Origin of the sequence: Lacinutrix sp. 5H-3-7-4 (assembly GCF_000211855.2) — a bacterium.
Classification (GTDB): domain Bacteria; phylum Bacteroidota; class Bacteroidia; order Flavobacteriales; family Flavobacteriaceae; genus Lacinutrix.
On the sequence record NC_015638.1, the window covers coordinates 2602195 to 2617834 of the forward strand.

Below are 15640 nucleotides of genomic sequence, written 5' to 3' on the forward strand. Positions count from 1 at the left end.
AATCAATAAATCCTTTGTAAAAATTAAACTAAGAGTAATTAAATTAATATTACCGCTTTCGCGGAAATAAAATGGATAAATTAAAACAAGCAAACCTTTATAGAAGCGAACTAATTCCTATTAGCGGGAAACTAGTAGAACGTTATAATAAGTGCTTAGTAAAACTTGGTTTTTTACCAACAAAACTCACTACATTTTCTATAGATGGAAAAGGTTGGAGTCCAGAAATAGCAGAAGAAAAACAAAATTTGCATTATCTTAATAATGGTGAGGCAAATATGCATGCTATTATAATTTCACCATTACAAAAAGGCAAACCGGTTTACGTACCATTTCACACGTTCGACCGTGAAATGATGCAACATGTATTTAGAACACACGAAGCTAAAATTAATAATATAACTCGAGACAGTGCAATTTGTTTAGATTTCGATCAAAATATAGATGCATTTTACGAACCTTTAGATGTTTTAAAATACAGTGTTGTTACTATAAATTTTCATTTAATAGATAACTTAGATCAAATTCAAAAAGACCAATTAGAACTTGTAGCAAAATTTAAGCACGGTAATAATTTTATAGATGAAGACATTCATGCGCAATTATTAAATTCTGCTAAAACATATGGCGATTTAAGAACGCGAGATTTAAAGTTGCACGAACTCCAGTATACAACAAATTCATTTTATACAAAGGCATTTGGAGGCGTTTACGTGCTACGAGATTTTATTAAGGAAATTGTAGTTTTTGAAGATGAAAAATGGCATAAAGAAGCCATTAAAGATACAGCGCACGATGTATTAATTTATCATATTTCTCAGCCAGAATTAATGGATAAATTGAGAGATCATATTATAATTGAATGTGATTTAGAAGATGAAGTTAAAACACCAAGATACGAGCGTATAAAAAAGTTTGTTTTTGCCGAAGCTATAAAAGAAGCACAACATCCATTTACTAATATTTTAAACGATAAAGTGTTATATAAAAGCTATTTGAATAAGCTTGATATAGAAAGTAGAAAACGTGTAATGAGCGTAGAACGTTATCTCGAAAAATTAGAAGTAAGTAACGAATTTAAAATTGCAGATATTGTAGATGTTAAGTTTTTTGAGGCTTTACATAAACCACACTCATCTTTACACGCAAAGCATCAAGATTTAATATGGAAGCTATTAATAAATGTTTCTGCTAAAGATGTATTATTTTTATATTGGTATGATAAGGAACAATTTTATAAAACATACGAGACTTGGAACGACTCTTTAAAAGATTGGGTAATAGAGGAAATTAGTAACAATATTTAAAAAATGGTTACTAATAGTAAAATGGATTCTGCGTCGTAGCGCAGAATGACAGAGAGTATATTAATTTTTTAATTGTAAGAATGTCGATTTTTATTTGAAGTTTAAATGCAATAATAAAATTATTAATTGAAACACGAATGTTTGTCATTCTGCGTTACGACGCAGAATCTATAATAAAATGAAAGGAAATTATCATCAATATTACATGTATATTCTTTCAAACAAGAAAAATGGAACATTATATATAGGTGTTACAAACGATTTAGAAAGAAGAATTTTTGAACATAAAAAGAAATTAGTAGAAGGATTCACTAAAAAGTATGGATTAAATAAATTAATCTATTTTGAACAATTTCAATATGTTAATGATGCAATAAAAAGAGAAAAACAATTGAAGAATTGGAATAGAAGTTGGAAAATTAAATTAATAGAAAAAGAAAATAAAGATTGGACTGATTTATCGTCTAATTGGAATTTTTAAAATAGACGCTGCGTCGTAGCGTAGAATGACAAACCTTAAAATCATAAAAAACTACTCAAATGACAATAGAAATAATAGTATTCATCGCATCAATCCTTTTTGGAATACTGCTGTATTGGAGAGAATCTAAAAGCAATAAAATTTATAAATTTTTCAATAAACTCTTTTATTCTAAAGACCTACAAATGAAGGATGATAGTAAAAAAGGCTTTTTATATCAGCAGTCCTTTTTAATGCGATTGGTTTATATTGGTGTTTTGTTTTTAATTGGTGTATTAGTTTTAAGATTAATAATTCCAATAGATATGTACACCATCCAACTATTTATTGCCAGTATTTCTGGAACATTAATAGGTACGTATTTAGCTAATTTTGTCTTCAAATCTTCAGAAGTTATGGATGAACAAGGAGATTCACTTTTCGATGCAGTAAAAGACACTGTAGATAAAGGTAAAGACTTTATAAAAGATCTAGAAACTAAAGACACAAAAGCAGTGCAAGAAGCAAAAAAAGAAATTAAAGAAGAGCCAGAACCACCTAAAAAAAGTGCAAGACAACGATTAAAAGATAAAGGACATTTGTAATTCTGTACTTGATTCTTAACCTATAGAAATTAAATAACAATTAAACAGATTCCTGCTTACGCAGGAAAATATTATGATAAAAAATTACTGGAATAAAGGCGGAAAACAAAAACGCATTGTTGTAATACTAAGTATAATAATTATCGCATTATTATTTTTTATGCGTGACGATTATCAACCAGCATTACTGTTTATTAGAAAATTTATTTTCATAATAATACTTTGTGCAATTGTATTATTTTTTGGATTACGTCTCTTTAGAAAACAAGCCGAAACAGGAAAACGTATTTTAATACTTGCAATTTTAGCCGTGTTTTTTGGAGCATTATATTTTGTTGGTTGGAGTATGCAGTTATACGATTATATGAAAACCTATAACGTGTTTAACGATTTAAATAAAGTTGAAATACATGATTTACCATTAACACAAAACGAACGCATACAACCATTAAAAAACATCCATTCTATGGGTAACGAAAGTGTTGGTGAAACTAAAGATGTTTCGTTGCCACATTTAGTTAGAGTAGATGGACAAAATAAATGGACCATGGCCATACAGCCAACCGAGAAGTATTACTGGCAAGGTATGCGTGATAATACCGAAGAGGTTTTTGCTGTTTCAAGTACAACACCTTTTCCTCGTTTTTCTAACGAGAACAGAATACCTGTAACATTTTCTATTGGTGAATCGTTAAAATTTAGTAGAAACACTTACAATGCAGTTGTACAGCGTTTTAATCCTTGGATGCTTGTAAATTATGAGCCAAGCGATACGTATTACATGAAAAACGATACCGGTCAATGGGTTGAAGTTGTAAGTTTAATAAAATGGAAAGGCTTCTTTTTTCCGTATCCAAGTTTTGGTGGTGTTATGGTTATAGAAAATGGTGAGCATGATGCAAGCGATTATTTAGAGCGTATAACAATTGGTAAAGGAGAATATATTGCTCCAGAGGAAATGAAAAACTATCCATACCTAACAAAACAAAATACTTTAGCAGAAAAAGTATCAAGACTTCAAGCAGAATCGCTTAAATTTTTAGGTGGTTTTAGCGATCCATTACCGTGGAATATGGAAACAGCAGTAAAAATTCCAGATTTAGCAGACGACCAAAACCAACAACCATTTGTAACCGATTTTAATTTTGAAGATACCAAAATAGAGGCTTACAGCGGTTTATACCATTGGTTTGGATTAGAGCCAGTAGGCGATGAGCGTACTAGTTTAACATACAGTGTTTTTATTCCTGCCGATGGTACAGATAAACTGTTTTATTATGATCACGCAGCAAAAAAACAAGGTTATGCAGGAGTGTCTGCAATGCCTTTAAAAGTAATTGAATCTCGTAAAGAGTTTGATTGGTCTGTAAATAAACCAGTAGAATTTAGACCATATATTAAGAATATTGCAGGAAGAAAACGATTGTTTTTTTTAGGAACAATAGCAGCAATTCGTGAAGGATCAGATAATTTTGATGGTTCTGCCACACCAGATTTGGCTTTAATAGATAGCGAATATCGTGATGTTGTTTGGATAGATGTTAAACACCCAAGCGGTTGGGAAAAAGAAGTCTATAATCAATTAAACGAAGCTTGGCGATCAAGCGAAGGTATTGAAGAGTATTTTATTGAAGACACCAAAATTATTGATGTGGTTGGAGATGAATTAGAATCAATTACTATAGAAAATGTAAATGAAAACAATACAGAAGAAACTGTTGAGTCCTTACAACATAAAGTAGATTCTATTAAAAAACTTAAAAAAGAGGAAGAAATAAAGCGTTTAAAAAAAGAATTAGACTCTTTAAAAGGTATTTAAATTATGAAAAAAGCTTTACCATTTATAGTAATTTTAGCAAGCATAGGATTGATATTTGTAAATATTTTAGACTCTGAAGCCTTCGATAAACAATTCTGGCTTCGCACCGGTTCTAGTATTTTACTAATTGTAGCTATGATATTTACAATACGTTCTCAAAATGCATCAGAGGATTAATTTATAAATCAAAAAATTCCATCTTTATATTACAACGTTCGTACGGGCAATCTTTTTCTACATCAATGTCTTTAAATCCAAATTTTCTATATAAATAGATGGCATTTTCAAGCTTTGTATTAGAATAGAGAAGTAGTCTATTAAAATTATTTTTTTTAGCAAAACCAATACCATATTGTAATAATTTTTGTCCAATTTTAAAACCTCTATGTTTAGGAGAAACAGCCATTTTTGTTAGCTCATATGCATTATCTTCTTTTAAAGGCATTAATGCAAATGTACCCACAATTGTTTCTTCTATTTTGGCAAAAAAAATAAAACCACCTTTGTTAATTATATACAGGTCTGGATTTGTGAGTACCTCTCTATCAAAAGGTTCTACGTAAAAATAAGTTTCTAACCATTCTATATTTAAGTTGTAGAAGTCTTTTGAGTATTTTTTGTTAAAAGGAATAATATTAACTTTCATTAGCTCTAATAAAATCGGTTATTAAATAAGTAATTAATTTACCAACTTGTGTTGCAGTTTTGGGTGTTGGTGCAGCTTCACAAACGTGTAAGTATTTAGCATTTTTATTTGAAGCAAAATAGCTAACAAACTGTCTTGTTTTACTAACAGAGAAACCGGAAGGTGTTTTTGCGCTACTAGGTATATTAATTATAGCATCGCAATCTATTTCAATTCCAAAGTTGGTTTTTGAAATAAACTTCAAAGCTTTTTTCATTTGCGGTTTGTATTTTAGTATTTTTTCAACTTCTAATTCTTCAAAGGTATTGTATCTAATTCTTTTTTTAGCATTTAACGCTGTATCAAAAATAGCTTGAGAAGTATAGTTTTTATGTAAGCCAAAAATAAAATATCTATTTAAAAAGCCTTCCGCGAAAGCGTAACTAAAACCATTTCCGCTATGTCTGCCTTCTAATGCTCTAAAATCTGTATGCGCATCAAAATTAACAACATTTATTTTTTTATTTAATGCTAATGATGTGCCTTTAATATTTCCATATGCGTTATTATGACCGCCACCAATTATTATAGGTGTTTTTCCTGCTTTTACAATATTAAATATAATATTGGTTACTTCTTTGTCTATATTTTCTACTATTTGCCTTGATTTTTTTAAGTCTTTATTTGAGTCTTGACTTAATTTAGAGCATGTTTTTAGCTCTTCACTAAAATCTAAATAACCCAGTATTAATACATTGTTGCCGTTGTTTTCTTGGTTATGTTGCGTATTTAACAAAATTTTAATTGTGGACTCCCATGCTTTGTTAGTGCCTGTGTTTCCTAGGTTTGCAAACACACCAACATCTTCTGGTAAACCAATAAGTACATATTTAACGTCTAAATTTTTTAACTTGCCGTATATATCATCGAATGCAGTTAACAATTTGATGCGTTCACCAAATTTAATTTCGCCTTCGCGTTTTTTTATTATGTTGTTTAATTGGTTTGAATTAAATAAAACAAGTTTACTCATATAATAAATGTTTAGAGAAATTAAAATTACGTTTAAAAAAGAAATATATTTAATAATTAAAAGAAAAAAGGTAAATCCTTTAAACATTTAAATTATGGCAAATTCAGGAAACACAGGATTAAAAGTTGCTTTAGGTATTGCAATAGCATTATTTATTGGCGTTGGAGTATTTTCTTCTTCACTTTATAAAGAGAAGCAAGAAAACGAAAAAGTATTAGTTCAAGAAAAAAACAAAGTTTTAGATGAGCTAAACCAAATGGCAAATCGTTACGATGTTGCTATGAGTGAAAATACGGTTGCAAACCAAAATTTAATTGAGGCTAAAGAGCGTATTGAAGGTTTAATTGACTCTTTAAAAGTATCTGAAACTAATTTAAAAAGTCTTTGGAAGTATAAAAATAAATACCTTGCCTTACAAGATGAGATGACAGCAATTTTATCTGAAAATGATAAATTAAAAGTTGAAAACCAATTATTAGCAACAGCGTCTGATAGTTTAAAAATACAATTAGAAGAGCGTACAACATTTACAGACTCTTTATTGGTACAGAATACAGCATTAGCAGATGTGGTTGAAAGTGCCGCTGTTTTAACAGCAAATAGTATGGAGGTTTATGGTGTAATAGAGCGTTCTTCTGGGAAACAAATTCCTACTGAAAGAGCAAGAAGAAGTGATAAAATTAGAGTTTGTTTTACTGTAGCTAAAAACAGATTAGTAGAAGCTGGTGATAAAGAATTATTTGTACAGGTTATAGACCCTAAAAACAATATTTTAGGTTTAAATAATCAAGTAGCTTTTGGAGAAGAATCTTTAAACTATAGTTTAATTAGTAAATTTAATTACGAAAATAATAGTATTGATATTTGCGAATATATTGCAAAAGCTGACGAAGATACAGATTTTGAAGCAGGTGTTTATAAAGTAAATGTATTTAATGGAAACGAATTAGTAGCCAATTCTAAATTCGCTTTAAAGTAAATTATAGTCGCATATATTTACTTAATAAAAAACCTGAAACTTAAGCGTTTCAGGTTTTTTAGTTTTAAAATTAAATGGTTTTAAAATTTATTAAATTAACTCTCCATTTATTAATACTTGATCTATATTATTTTCACCAAAAGAGTACGGTAAATAATTATAACTAGGTACTGGTTTAGTAATAATTAAGTTAGCTTTTTTCCCTTTTGTAATGCTTCCATAATTGTTGGCAATTCCCATAGCGTAAGCTCCATTTATTGTTGCAGCATTAATAGCTTCTTCTGGAGTAAGCTTCATTTTTATACATGCCGTACTAACCACAAAATTCATGTTTCCAGATGGAGTAGAACCAGGATTATAATCTGTAGCTAGTGCTAATGGTAAGCCTGCATCAATTATTTTTCGTCCAGGAGTATACGGTATACTTAAAAAATAAGAACAAGAAGGTAAAGCTACAGGCATTGTATTACTGTTTCTTAAAGCATCGATATCTTCGTTATTTAGCTCTTCTAAATGGTCTACACTTAAAGCATTATGTTTTACAGCTAAAGCAACACCGCCAAAAGCATTAAATTGGTTAACATGAATTTTAGAACGTAGATGATACTGCTTAGCAGCATTAAGAATTTGTGCGGTGTCATCTAAAGAGAAATAGCCTTTTTCACAAAACACATCAACATAATCTGCAAGATTTTCTTTAGCTACTTTAGGTAGCATATCATTAATTATTAAATTTAAATAATCTTGTTTATTTTCTTTATAAATTTTAGGTACAGCATGTGCGCCTAAAAATGTAGCTTTTATTTTAATAGGAGTGTCTTGCTTTATTCTTTTAATAACACGTAGCATTTTAATTTCGGCCTCTGTGGATAGGCCGTAACCAGATTTTATTTCTAAAGCACCAGTACCTAATTTTATTATTTTATTTACTCTATCTATGGATTGTTTATATAGTGCATCTTCTGAGGTGTTTTTAAGTGTTTCAGCACTATTTAAAATACCGCCACCACGTTTTGCAATGTCTTCGTAACTTAATCCATTAATTCTATCTACAAATTCTTGTTCACGATTCCCAGCATAAACAATATGTGAATGAGAGTCGCACCAAGTTGGTAATACCATTTTATTTTGGGCGTTAATAGTTTTATCTGCATTAATACCCTTACAGTTTTCCATTGGTCCAAAATCTACAATTGTATCGTCAATAATAAAAACAAATGCATTTTTTATACTAGGAAGCGTTTTCATTTCTTCTCCAGATACTTTTTCTATATTGGTTTCTCTTACTTGTAAAAGTTCTTTAATATTTATTATTAATGTAGACATAAATTATAGCGTTTGTGTAAAATTTGTGTTGTAAATTTTTATTGCAGCATAAAACATTAAAAGTATTCCTGCCATACTAATTAACCAATTATATTTTTTAAAAAGTAAACGAGATGCAAAATAGATGAATAAGGTAAATAAACCGATAAAAGCAGGTATCCATTTTGTTAAAACAGCTTCAATTCCAGTTAGATTATAATTGACTGTAAATGTAATTGTTAAGGTAATTATTTCAGTAATTATTACTGCTATAATATTGTTTTTTGGGTTGTTTAATATTCTATTCATGGGTCAAATATAGACAAAATGCATAAAGTTGAATGACTGTACAGCGTATGTTTTGTATCGTTTAATGTTATGCTTACAACGAAAAATAAAGTTTTGTATATATAATATAATTACTTTCAAAAAGTAAATGTGTAATAGAATTATATTAATTTAATATTTTTCATAAAAATAAAGTATGAAACCATACTATAAAGAGAGTTTTGATTATATAAACTCTTTCTCCCCAATTTCGGAATCTGTATTTGAAAAAATGTATGATGCGACTACATATAAAGTAGTAACAAAAGGTACCAAATTATTAAATTTAGGTAATATTTCTCAAAAAATATACCTTATAACTAATGGTGTTGTTAGATCTTACGTTGTGTTTGATGATGGTAAAGAGGTAACAAAATCTTTATTTGATTCGATAATGTTTTTTGCATCTTTCAATTCTTTGCTAAATAAAAAACCTTCAGATACAATTTATGAGACAATAACAGATTGTCATATTTTTGAAATTGATTTTGGTTTCTTTAAAAGATTATGTTTAGAAAATGTTTCGGTTTTACAATTCTACAGTAAATTTTTAGAATATTTAATTTTAGAAAAAGAGAAAACTTTTCTTGATATAACTACTAAAAATGCTAAAGAGCGTTACTTAAAATTAAGAGATCGTATTCCTAACATAGATAAAATTATGCCACAATATGAAATTGCTTCTTGTCTTGGTATAACTCCTGTGCAATTAAGTAGAATTAGGTCTAAATTAAATGCTGCAAATAATGAGCTTTAACCTATGTTAATGTAAATTACAATTAAAAGTTTTAAACTTGTGTAGTGAAAATTATTATCCCTTATAATAACTAACTAATAAAAACCAAAAAAACCAATTGAATTTTCAATTGGTTTTTTGAATTTTAGGAATATTTTATTTTAAGCCACTAACCATATTTTCTGGTCTTACCCATTCATCATATTCTTCGGCAGTTACATAACCTAAGTTTATAGCTTCTGTTTTTAATGTTGTTCCGTTTTTATGAGCTGTATTTGCAATTTCGGCAGCTTTGTAATAACCAATTTTAGTATTTAAAGCGGTTACTAACATTAATGAGTTATTTAATAACTGTGTAATTACTTCGTGGTTTGGCTCAATACCACTAGCACAATGCTCTGTAAAACTCACACAAGCATCACCAATAAGTTGTGCACTTTGTAAAATATTAGCAGCCATCATTGGTTTAAATACATTTAACTCGTAATGACCTTGAGTACCTCCAATTGTAACAGCAACATCGTTACCCATTACTTGTGCACAAACCATAGTTAAGGCTTCACATTGTGTAGGGTTTACTTTTCCTGGCATAATAGAACTTCCAGGTTCGTTTGCTGGTATAATTATTTCACCAATTCCAGATCTTGGTCCAGAAGCCATCATCCTAATATCGTTTGCAATTTTATTTAGAGATACAGCTATTTGTTTTAATGCACCATGTGTTTCTACAATAGCATCATGAGCAGCTAATGCTTCAAATTTATTTTCGGCCGTAATAAAAGGCAAGTTTGTAAATTTAGCAATATATTTTGCTACAAGAATATCGTAACCTTTAGGTGTATTTAATCCTGTACCTACAGCAGTTCCTCCAAGTGCTAATTCTGCTAAATGCGGTAATGTATTTTCTAAAGCTTTTAAACCATGATCTAATTGTGATACATAACCAGAAAACTCTTGACCTAATGTTAATGGTGTTGCATCCATTAAGTGCGTTCGGCCAATTTTTACAACATCTTTAAAAGCTTGAGCTTTATCGTTTAATGCGTTGCGTAATTTTATAACACCAGGAATAGTATTTTCTACTACTTTTTTATAAGCTGCAATATGCATTCCTGTTGGAAATGTATCGTTAGAAGATTGCGATTTGTTTACATCATCATTTGGTTGTATAGTTTTTTCACCTTCGCCAATAGTTTTTCCTGCTATTTGGTGTGCTCTATTTGCAATAACTTCATTCACGTTCATGTTAGATTGTGTACCAGAACCTGTTTGCCAAATTACTAACGGAAACTCTTTATCATGTTTTCCTTCTAAAATTTCATCACAAACTTGTGCAATTAAATCACGCTTACTATTATCTAAAACGCCTAACTCTGCATTAGTATAAGCTGCAGCTTTTTTTAAATAAGCAAAACCATAAACTACTTCTAATGGCATAGAAGCAGCAGTGCCTATTTTAAAATTATTTCGAGAGCGTTCAGTTTGTGCTCCCCAAAGTTTATTTGCAGGCACTTTAACATCGCCCATTGTATCTTTCTCTATTCTAAATTCCATGTTTTTTGGTTTGTTTTAGGTATACAAATTTACAAAATTAAAGTGTATTTTCGCTTAATAAATTATATCAATGAATATCGTTTTTTTAGTTTTTGGTAATGACTATAAAAATTATCAACAAGCCTTATTTTCTATGTTAACTTTTCTTTCTAAAATGAAAGAAGAAGACCATATTATTGTTTTAACAGATACTCCAGAATATTTTAAGGTAATTGAAGAGCAAATAACTATTTCATTATTAAATGAAGAACTTCTTAACTCTTGGAAAGGAAATTACAACTTTTTTTGGCGTATTAAAATTAAAGCACTTCAGTTAGTTGAAAAAGAGTTTGGTGGTAAACCTTTTATTTATTTAGATGCAGATACTTTTTTATTTAATGATTTAAATAAAATAAAAAAAGGTTTAACTCAAGGTTATAACTTTATGCATTTAAATGAAGGAAAACTTAGTGAACTAGGTTCTAAAACCGAAAAGCGCATGTGGAAACAACTAAAAAACACTGTGCACGCAAATGTTTTGGTAGATGAAAGCTCATGTATGTGGAATGCCGGTGTTATTGCTATTGGTACAAAAATTAAAGAAACACTACAATTAAGTTTAGATATTTGTGATAGTATGTGTGCACAAAATGTAACACCACGACTAATAGAACAATTCGCATTTTCACTAGCTTTAAATAAAGAAAACAAGCTTATTGAAGCAGATGATACTATTGGTCATTATTGGGGTAATAAAATACAATGGAATGAGAAAATATCTGCTTTTTTTAATGAAAATTTATTGAAAAATATCTCTTTAAAATCTCAAATTAAATTACTTGATGATTTTAAATTTGATGCACTTCCTGTTAATATTAAAGTACCAAATACTAGAAAGCGATTAAACACAAAAATTGAACATTGGTTTCCTAATAAATATGAAATTTATATTAAAAGGTAAAACCAATTTTAATGCCTCCCCATTTTGCAGATGAACCAGAATTAAATTCCTTCGTTATAAAATAACGAGAATACTCAAAAAACAAAGTCCTTGTTTTTAAGATAAAGCCATAGGCATATTGACCAGTTAGACGTTTAACTTCGCCAGATGAAATTGTATATGTACTAGAATTATTGAACATACCGCTTTGTAGTGTAGCATCGTAAACAACTGCAGTACCAATAGATTGCAAAAAACCATAAAAATTAAATTTTTTAGCGCTATTTTTTATAGAAAACGGTTTGTCTATAATACCAAAAGTAGCACTTAAACCAAAAGATGCATTAGTAAATAATGTACCAGCCTTAATTTTAGATTGAGCTTGTAAAGAAAAAACAGGAGCTACTGTAACGATTTGTTTTTCTAAACCAATTTCATAATTCACTACAATATCGTTTTTAATTTGATTTTTCCATCCTTTAGGAATTTTATTGCCCGTCCATTTATGTATTCCTACTTGCATATCTTCACCAAAAGCAGCAGGACCAATAATACCTAAGTTAAATGAAGAGATAAGTCTTATTTTTTTAGTTGTATTAATAGTAATAATCATACTCTTAAGCATGATTGCAGATGCAAACGGTCGATCTCCAAACTGAATGTTTTCACTTACATAATCATCTGGAGTAAAACCTATATGCTCTAATGATAAACCGTATTTTTTGGTTGAATTATTTGGTTTGAAGAAAAGAAAGTTAATAGGATTTTTTTTTAAGCTTTTTAAAAAGAGTTCAAAATTATAACCTTGTGTATAGTTCTCGTCTCCATTTGCAAAATAGTCGTTTTCATAGTTAAAGCGGAAATAAGAGGTATTGTCTATATCTCTAAAAGAAACTAAATTATCTATTTTTTGAGCATTACTAAATGTAAAGCATGTGCAAGAAATTATAAAAAAGGTAAATAGTTTTTTCATAATCTATTTACGGTTTTATTACAACTGTGGTTTTGTTTTAATTATTAAAAAGAGTATTATTTATTTTAAAATTTAATATAGTTAACAACTATGTTAATAATTACAAAGTTTATATTGTATAAAAAAACAGTTTAACTTATCTTTGCTGCAAGATTTAAAACAAGACACATCAATTATGTTCGAATTTGACCAATATTTAGGCTTTTTAGCATTTTTAACTATCTTAACCATAGGATTTTGGTTAATGATTTTTTTATTAACTTTTGTAATTCCTTATTGGATTGGTGGAAGTTTAATTGAGCGTCTTAAAGAAATTAAAGAAGAAAGAGACGCTAAGAAAAAAGCTTAATTAGCTTTTAAAACATAAAAAAAAGGGAAACTTAATAAGTTTCCCTTTTTTTGTTTCCCATTGTTGGGACTTAAGTTTGAAAGCTATTAACCTTCAAACTCTTCGCCACCATCATTATTTTGTTGTCTTTGTCTTCTATCTTTTTTCTGATTAAATCTATATGTAAACGATAAGTTAAAGCTGCGTTCTCTCCATTGAAACTCACTCTCGCTCATAAATGTTGGAGTAGTAGTGGTTTGAGATCTTACTCGGCTATTAAATAAATCACTTACATTAAAAGCTATAGATGCTTTTTCGTTAAATAAATCTTTACTAAATGCTAAGTTTGCAGAGAATATTCCATCTCTTTCGTTTTGAGCATCTGCACTTGGCCCTCTATAAACTAAACGAGTTTGCCAATCTATTTGTCCTGGTAAAGTATATTTGTTATTTAATCTAGCAAACCAAGATGTGTTTGTGTTTCCAAGGTTTAAACCGTTTGGTGTTACACCATCAGTTTCATTTTGAAAGATATTAAAGTTAGCATTTATATTCCATTTTCTAGATGGTCTATATCCTAAAGTAAACTCAAAACCTAAGCGTTCTTCTGTTGCTAAGTTTATTGGAGTTCTATTAATTACGGGAAGCTCTTCACCATTAACAATTACAGTTTGCCCAGTATCAAAGCTAACAAAGTTAAAAACATCTGTTGCTCTTGAGAAATAAGCAGAAGCATCTAAAGTATATTTTCCAAAACGTTTTACATATCCAACATCTACAGTACCAGAATAACTTGGTGCTAAATTTGGATTTCCTTGAAATACACTAGTTACACTTGATCGTGATGGAAAAGGATTTACAAAACGGGATCTTGGTCTTCTTAAACGACGGTTATATGCTAATGTTACGTTTTCACTATCACTTAATTCGTAACTAAGATTTACTGTTGGAAAAAATCCAGAATATTGATTTTTTACTAAACTACCAGATGTTGGTTGGTCTATTGTTATTTGTGTATCCTCAAAACGAAGACCTAATAAATATGAAAATTTACCAAACTTACTACCAAACTGTGTGTAAAAAGCTGTAAGATATTCTCTATAATTAAACAGGTTACTTAAGTTGTTATCAACTTCAAATTGGTTTGTAGTTTCGTTTAAAAATTCTACTGTATAATCTGTACTTTGGTTATTAAAGTTACCACGGTATCCTATTTCAAATTGAGACTTTTCTCCTATAGGTAAAACATAATCTGTTTGTAATAAAATACGTTCTTGATCTTCTAAAGTTGCAACTCTTTCAGAGTCTAAACCATTTACATTTACTAAAGAGTTTTCATCTTCAGAACTTTCTTCATATTGAAAATCAAATGTAAATTTATGTCCGCTAGTTTCAAATTGTTTATCAAAGTTAACAGCATATTGTATTGTTTTATCATCTTCTAATTCTGGATCTAAACGTAGCGTAGAAGAGGTTAAATTTCTATTACTATCAAATTGATTAAGTAAATTTTGAGTATTACTTTCGTTATCACTCTCGCTATATAAAATAGAAGTTGTTAATGATGCTGAATCTGTAATGTACCATTCTACACCTAAATTGGTGTTAAAACCTTTACGAATACGGTCAAAATCACTAGATTCTTCAACAAAAGTATCTGGATTATCTGTGATTAAATTACCATCATCATCAAATTCTTTATTAAAGTTTACTCTTGAATCGTTTGTGTTTCCAGGTACTTCTCTATAGTTATAACTTGTAGTATTAAAAATGTTTAAATCTCCAGTTCTATAATTTATATTTCCAGATATTCCTGCTGAAGGATTATAACCTGCATTTGCAGTAATGGCTCCATTTAAACCTTGTAATTTACTACGACGTAATATAATATTTAAAATACCACCAGTACCTTCGGCATCATATCTTGCAGAAGGAGAAGTGATTACTTCAACTCTCTCAATAGATTCTGCTGGTAATTGTCTTAAGGCATCAGTAGAATTTAAACCTACTAAACCAGATGGTTTACCGTTAATTAAAATGGTAACATTTTCGTTACCTCTTAAAGCTACATTACCTTCCACATCAACAGATACAGATGGTACGTTATCTAAAACATCACTTACAGTTCCTCCTCTAACAGTTAAATCTTTACCAACATTGTAGATTTTTTTATCTAATTTTATTTCAACGGTAGTTTTTTCTGCAATAATTTCTACTTCTTCTAAAGCTGTGGCATCTTCAGATAAATAAGTAATTCCAAAGTTTTCATTTTTAGAGATAACTTTATTTTCTAGTGTTTTAGATTTAAAGCCAATATATTCAAAAGAAATCGTGTATGTTCCTTTTTCTACTTCAATATTAAATTCACCGTTTTCATTTGTAATACCTCCAGTTGCTAGTTTTCCAGGAATATTGCTTTTTACAACTACTGTAGCATATTCAAGAGGTGTTTTTGTGTTTTGATCGAGAATTTTACCAGTTAATTTTACTTCTTCTTGTGCATGTAAACCAAACACTGTAAGAAAAGTAAATAGAAGGTAATAAGAGATTTTGTTCATAAAATTGGTTGTTTCTGTAATAGTTTTTTTAGTTAGATTGCAAAAATACCTTATGGTTTAACTGGCTTTGGTTAAAACTATGTTAAATAAAAAAAGCCTTGAAATTATCAAG

At 29.3% G+C, this 15640-nt stretch carries 16 protein-coding genes; 9 read left to right on the forward strand and 7 right to left on the reverse strand.

Going from position 1 to position 15640, the window contains the following annotated elements; translation table 11 throughout:
* Positions 1 to 71 precede the first annotated feature (71 nt).
* The 5 genes from LACAL_RS11730 to LACAL_RS15415 all read left to right on the forward strand — a co-directional run bounded on the left by LACAL_RS11730 (position 72) and on the right by LACAL_RS15415 (position 4368).
* Positions 72 to 1307: a DUF6638 family protein gene (locus LACAL_RS11730; protein ID WP_013870958.1), complete on the forward strand. Its 1236-nt coding sequence runs from the start codon at positions 72 to 74 to the stop codon at positions 1305 to 1307.
* A 178-nt stretch (positions 1308 to 1485) separates the two neighbouring features.
* Entirely contained in the window at positions 1486 to 1788 is a 303-nt protein-coding gene (locus LACAL_RS11735) for a GIY-YIG nuclease family protein (RefSeq protein ID WP_013870959.1), read from the forward strand.
* Positions 1789 to 1847: 59 nt separating this feature from the next.
* Positions 1848 to 2372 (forward strand): hypothetical protein, encoded by a 525-nt coding sequence (locus LACAL_RS11740; protein WP_013870960.1) that lies wholly within the window; start codon positions 1848 to 1850, stop codon positions 2370 to 2372.
* Between the two features lie 73 nt (positions 2373 to 2445).
* The gene (locus tag LACAL_RS11745) at positions 2446 to 4191 is read left to right on the forward strand and encodes a hypothetical protein (protein WP_013870961.1); all 1746 of its coding nucleotides are present in this window, start codon (positions 2446 to 2448) and stop codon (positions 4189 to 4191) included.
* Positions 4192 to 4194: 3 nt separating this feature from the next.
* Positions 4195 to 4368: a hypothetical protein gene (locus LACAL_RS15415; protein WP_013870962.1), complete on the forward strand. Its 174-nt coding sequence runs from the start codon at positions 4195 to 4197 to the stop codon at positions 4366 to 4368.
* Position 4369: 1 nt separating this feature from the next.
* Here LACAL_RS15415 and LACAL_RS11750 read toward each other — a convergent pair whose 3' ends face one another.
* Both LACAL_RS11750 and LACAL_RS11755 read right to left on the reverse strand, forming a co-directional pair.
* Positions 4370 to 4837, reverse strand: a complete 468-nt coding sequence (locus LACAL_RS11750; protein ID WP_013870963.1) for a GNAT family N-acetyltransferase — start codon at positions 4835 to 4837, stop codon at positions 4370 to 4372.
* Positions 4827 to 5849, reverse strand: a complete 1023-nt coding sequence (locus LACAL_RS11755) for a formimidoylglutamase (RefSeq protein ID WP_041301996.1) — start codon at positions 5847 to 5849, stop codon at positions 4827 to 4829. Before LACAL_RS11755 ends, LACAL_RS11750 begins: the two co-directional genes overlap by 11 nt.
* A gap of 94 nt (positions 5850 to 5943) precedes the next feature.
* Between LACAL_RS11755 and LACAL_RS11760 the strand changes: the two genes are divergently transcribed.
* Entirely contained in the window at positions 5944 to 6828 is an 885-nt protein-coding gene (locus tag LACAL_RS11760; protein WP_013870965.1) for a hypothetical protein, read from the forward strand.
* A gap of 90 nt (positions 6829 to 6918) precedes the next feature.
* On the opposite strand, the gene hutI is transcribed toward LACAL_RS11760, so the two are convergent.
* Positions 6919 to 8154: an imidazolonepropionase gene (gene hutI / locus LACAL_RS11765; RefSeq protein WP_013870966.1), complete on the reverse strand. Its 1236-nt coding sequence runs from the start codon at positions 8152 to 8154 to the stop codon at positions 6919 to 6921.
* Positions 8155 to 8157: 3 nt separating this feature from the next.
* The gene (locus tag LACAL_RS11770; RefSeq protein WP_013870967.1) at positions 8158 to 8442 is read right to left on the reverse strand and encodes a hypothetical protein; all 285 of its coding nucleotides are present in this window, start codon (positions 8440 to 8442) and stop codon (positions 8158 to 8160) included.
* A gap of 175 nt (positions 8443 to 8617) precedes the next feature.
* Here LACAL_RS11770 and LACAL_RS11775 point away from each other — a divergent pair, with 175 nt between their 5' ends.
* Positions 8618 to 9217 (forward strand): Crp/Fnr family transcriptional regulator, encoded by a 600-nt coding sequence (locus LACAL_RS11775; protein WP_013870968.1) that lies wholly within the window; start codon positions 8618 to 8620, stop codon positions 9215 to 9217.
* A gap of 135 nt (positions 9218 to 9352) precedes the next feature.
* Here LACAL_RS11775 and fumC read toward each other — a convergent pair whose 3' ends face one another.
* Entirely contained in the window at positions 9353 to 10750 is a 1398-nt protein-coding gene (gene fumC / locus LACAL_RS11780; RefSeq protein WP_013870969.1) for a class II fumarate hydratase, read from the reverse strand.
* 70 nt (positions 10751 to 10820) lie between these two features.
* Between fumC and LACAL_RS11785 the strand changes: the two genes are divergently transcribed.
* Positions 10821 to 11690 carry a hypothetical protein gene (locus LACAL_RS11785; protein ID WP_013870970.1) on the forward strand — a complete coding sequence of 290 codons (870 nt, stop codon included), beginning with the start codon at positions 10821 to 10823 and terminating at the stop codon, positions 11688 to 11690.
* Here the strand turns inward: LACAL_RS11785 and LACAL_RS11790 are convergent.
* Complete coding sequence (locus LACAL_RS11790; RefSeq protein ID WP_013870971.1) at positions 11680 to 12642, reverse strand: lipid A deacylase LpxR family protein; 963 nt, start codon at positions 12640 to 12642, stop codon at positions 11680 to 11682. The genes LACAL_RS11785 and LACAL_RS11790 overlap by 11 nt on opposite strands.
* Before the next feature lie 142 nt (positions 12643 to 12784).
* On the opposite strand from LACAL_RS11790, the gene LACAL_RS15320 reads away from it, so the two are divergent.
* Positions 12785 to 12991: a hypothetical protein gene (locus tag LACAL_RS15320; RefSeq protein ID WP_013870972.1), complete on the forward strand. Its 207-nt coding sequence runs from the start codon at positions 12785 to 12787 to the stop codon at positions 12989 to 12991.
* 86 nt (positions 12992 to 13077) lie between these two features.
* Here LACAL_RS15320 and LACAL_RS11795 read toward each other — a convergent pair whose 3' ends face one another.
* Positions 13078 to 15528, reverse strand: a complete 2451-nt coding sequence (locus tag LACAL_RS11795) for an outer membrane beta-barrel family protein (RefSeq protein ID WP_013870973.1) — start codon at positions 15526 to 15528, stop codon at positions 13078 to 13080.
* Positions 15529 to 15640: the final 112 nt, after the last annotated feature.

What these genes read in the sequence shown, in the direction of transcription:
- LACAL_RS11730 (WP_013870958.1), top strand. Translation starts at nt 72, where the DNA reads ATGGATAAATTAAAACAAGCAAACCTTTATAGAAGCGAACTAATTCCT.
- LACAL_RS11735 (WP_013870959.1), top strand. Translation starts at nt 1,486, where the DNA reads ATGAAAGGAAATTATCATCAATATTACATGTATATTCTTTCAAACAAG.
- LACAL_RS11740 (WP_013870960.1), top strand. Translation starts at nt 1,848, where the DNA reads ATGACAATAGAAATAATAGTATTCATCGCATCAATCCTTTTTGGAATA.
- LACAL_RS11745 (WP_013870961.1), top strand. Translation starts at nt 2,446, where the DNA reads ATGATAAAAAATTACTGGAATAAAGGCGGAAAACAAAAACGCATTGTT.
- LACAL_RS15415 (WP_013870962.1), top strand. Translation starts at nt 4,195, where the DNA reads ATGAAAAAAGCTTTACCATTTATAGTAATTTTAGCAAGCATAGGATTG.
- LACAL_RS11750 (WP_013870963.1), bottom strand. Translation starts at nt 4,837, where the DNA reads ATGAAAGTTAATATTATTCCTTTTAACAAAAAATACTCAAAAGACTTC.
- LACAL_RS11755 (WP_041301996.1), bottom strand. Translation starts at nt 5,849, where the DNA reads ATGAGTAAACTTGTTTTATTTAATTCAAACCAATTAAACAACATAATA.
- LACAL_RS11760 (WP_013870965.1), top strand. Translation starts at nt 5,944, where the DNA reads ATGGCAAATTCAGGAAACACAGGATTAAAAGTTGCTTTAGGTATTGCA.
- hutI (WP_013870966.1), bottom strand. Translation starts at nt 8,154, where the DNA reads ATGTCTACATTAATAATAAATATTAAAGAACTTTTACAAGTAAGAGAA.
- LACAL_RS11770 (WP_013870967.1), bottom strand. Translation starts at nt 8,442, where the DNA reads ATGAATAGAATATTAAACAACCCAAAAAACAATATTATAGCAGTAATA.
- LACAL_RS11775 (WP_013870968.1), top strand. Translation starts at nt 8,618, where the DNA reads ATGAAACCATACTATAAAGAGAGTTTTGATTATATAAACTCTTTCTCC.
- fumC (WP_013870969.1), bottom strand. Translation starts at nt 10,750, where the DNA reads ATGGAATTTAGAATAGAGAAAGATACAATGGGCGATGTTAAAGTGCCT.
- LACAL_RS11785 (WP_013870970.1), top strand. Translation starts at nt 10,821, where the DNA reads ATGAATATCGTTTTTTTAGTTTTTGGTAATGACTATAAAAATTATCAA.
- LACAL_RS11790 (WP_013870971.1), bottom strand. Translation starts at nt 12,642, where the DNA reads ATGAAAAAACTATTTACCTTTTTTATAATTTCTTGCACATGCTTTACA.
- LACAL_RS11795 (WP_013870973.1), bottom strand. Translation starts at nt 15,528, where the DNA reads ATGAACAAAATCTCTTATTACCTTCTATTTACTTTTCTTACAGTGTTT.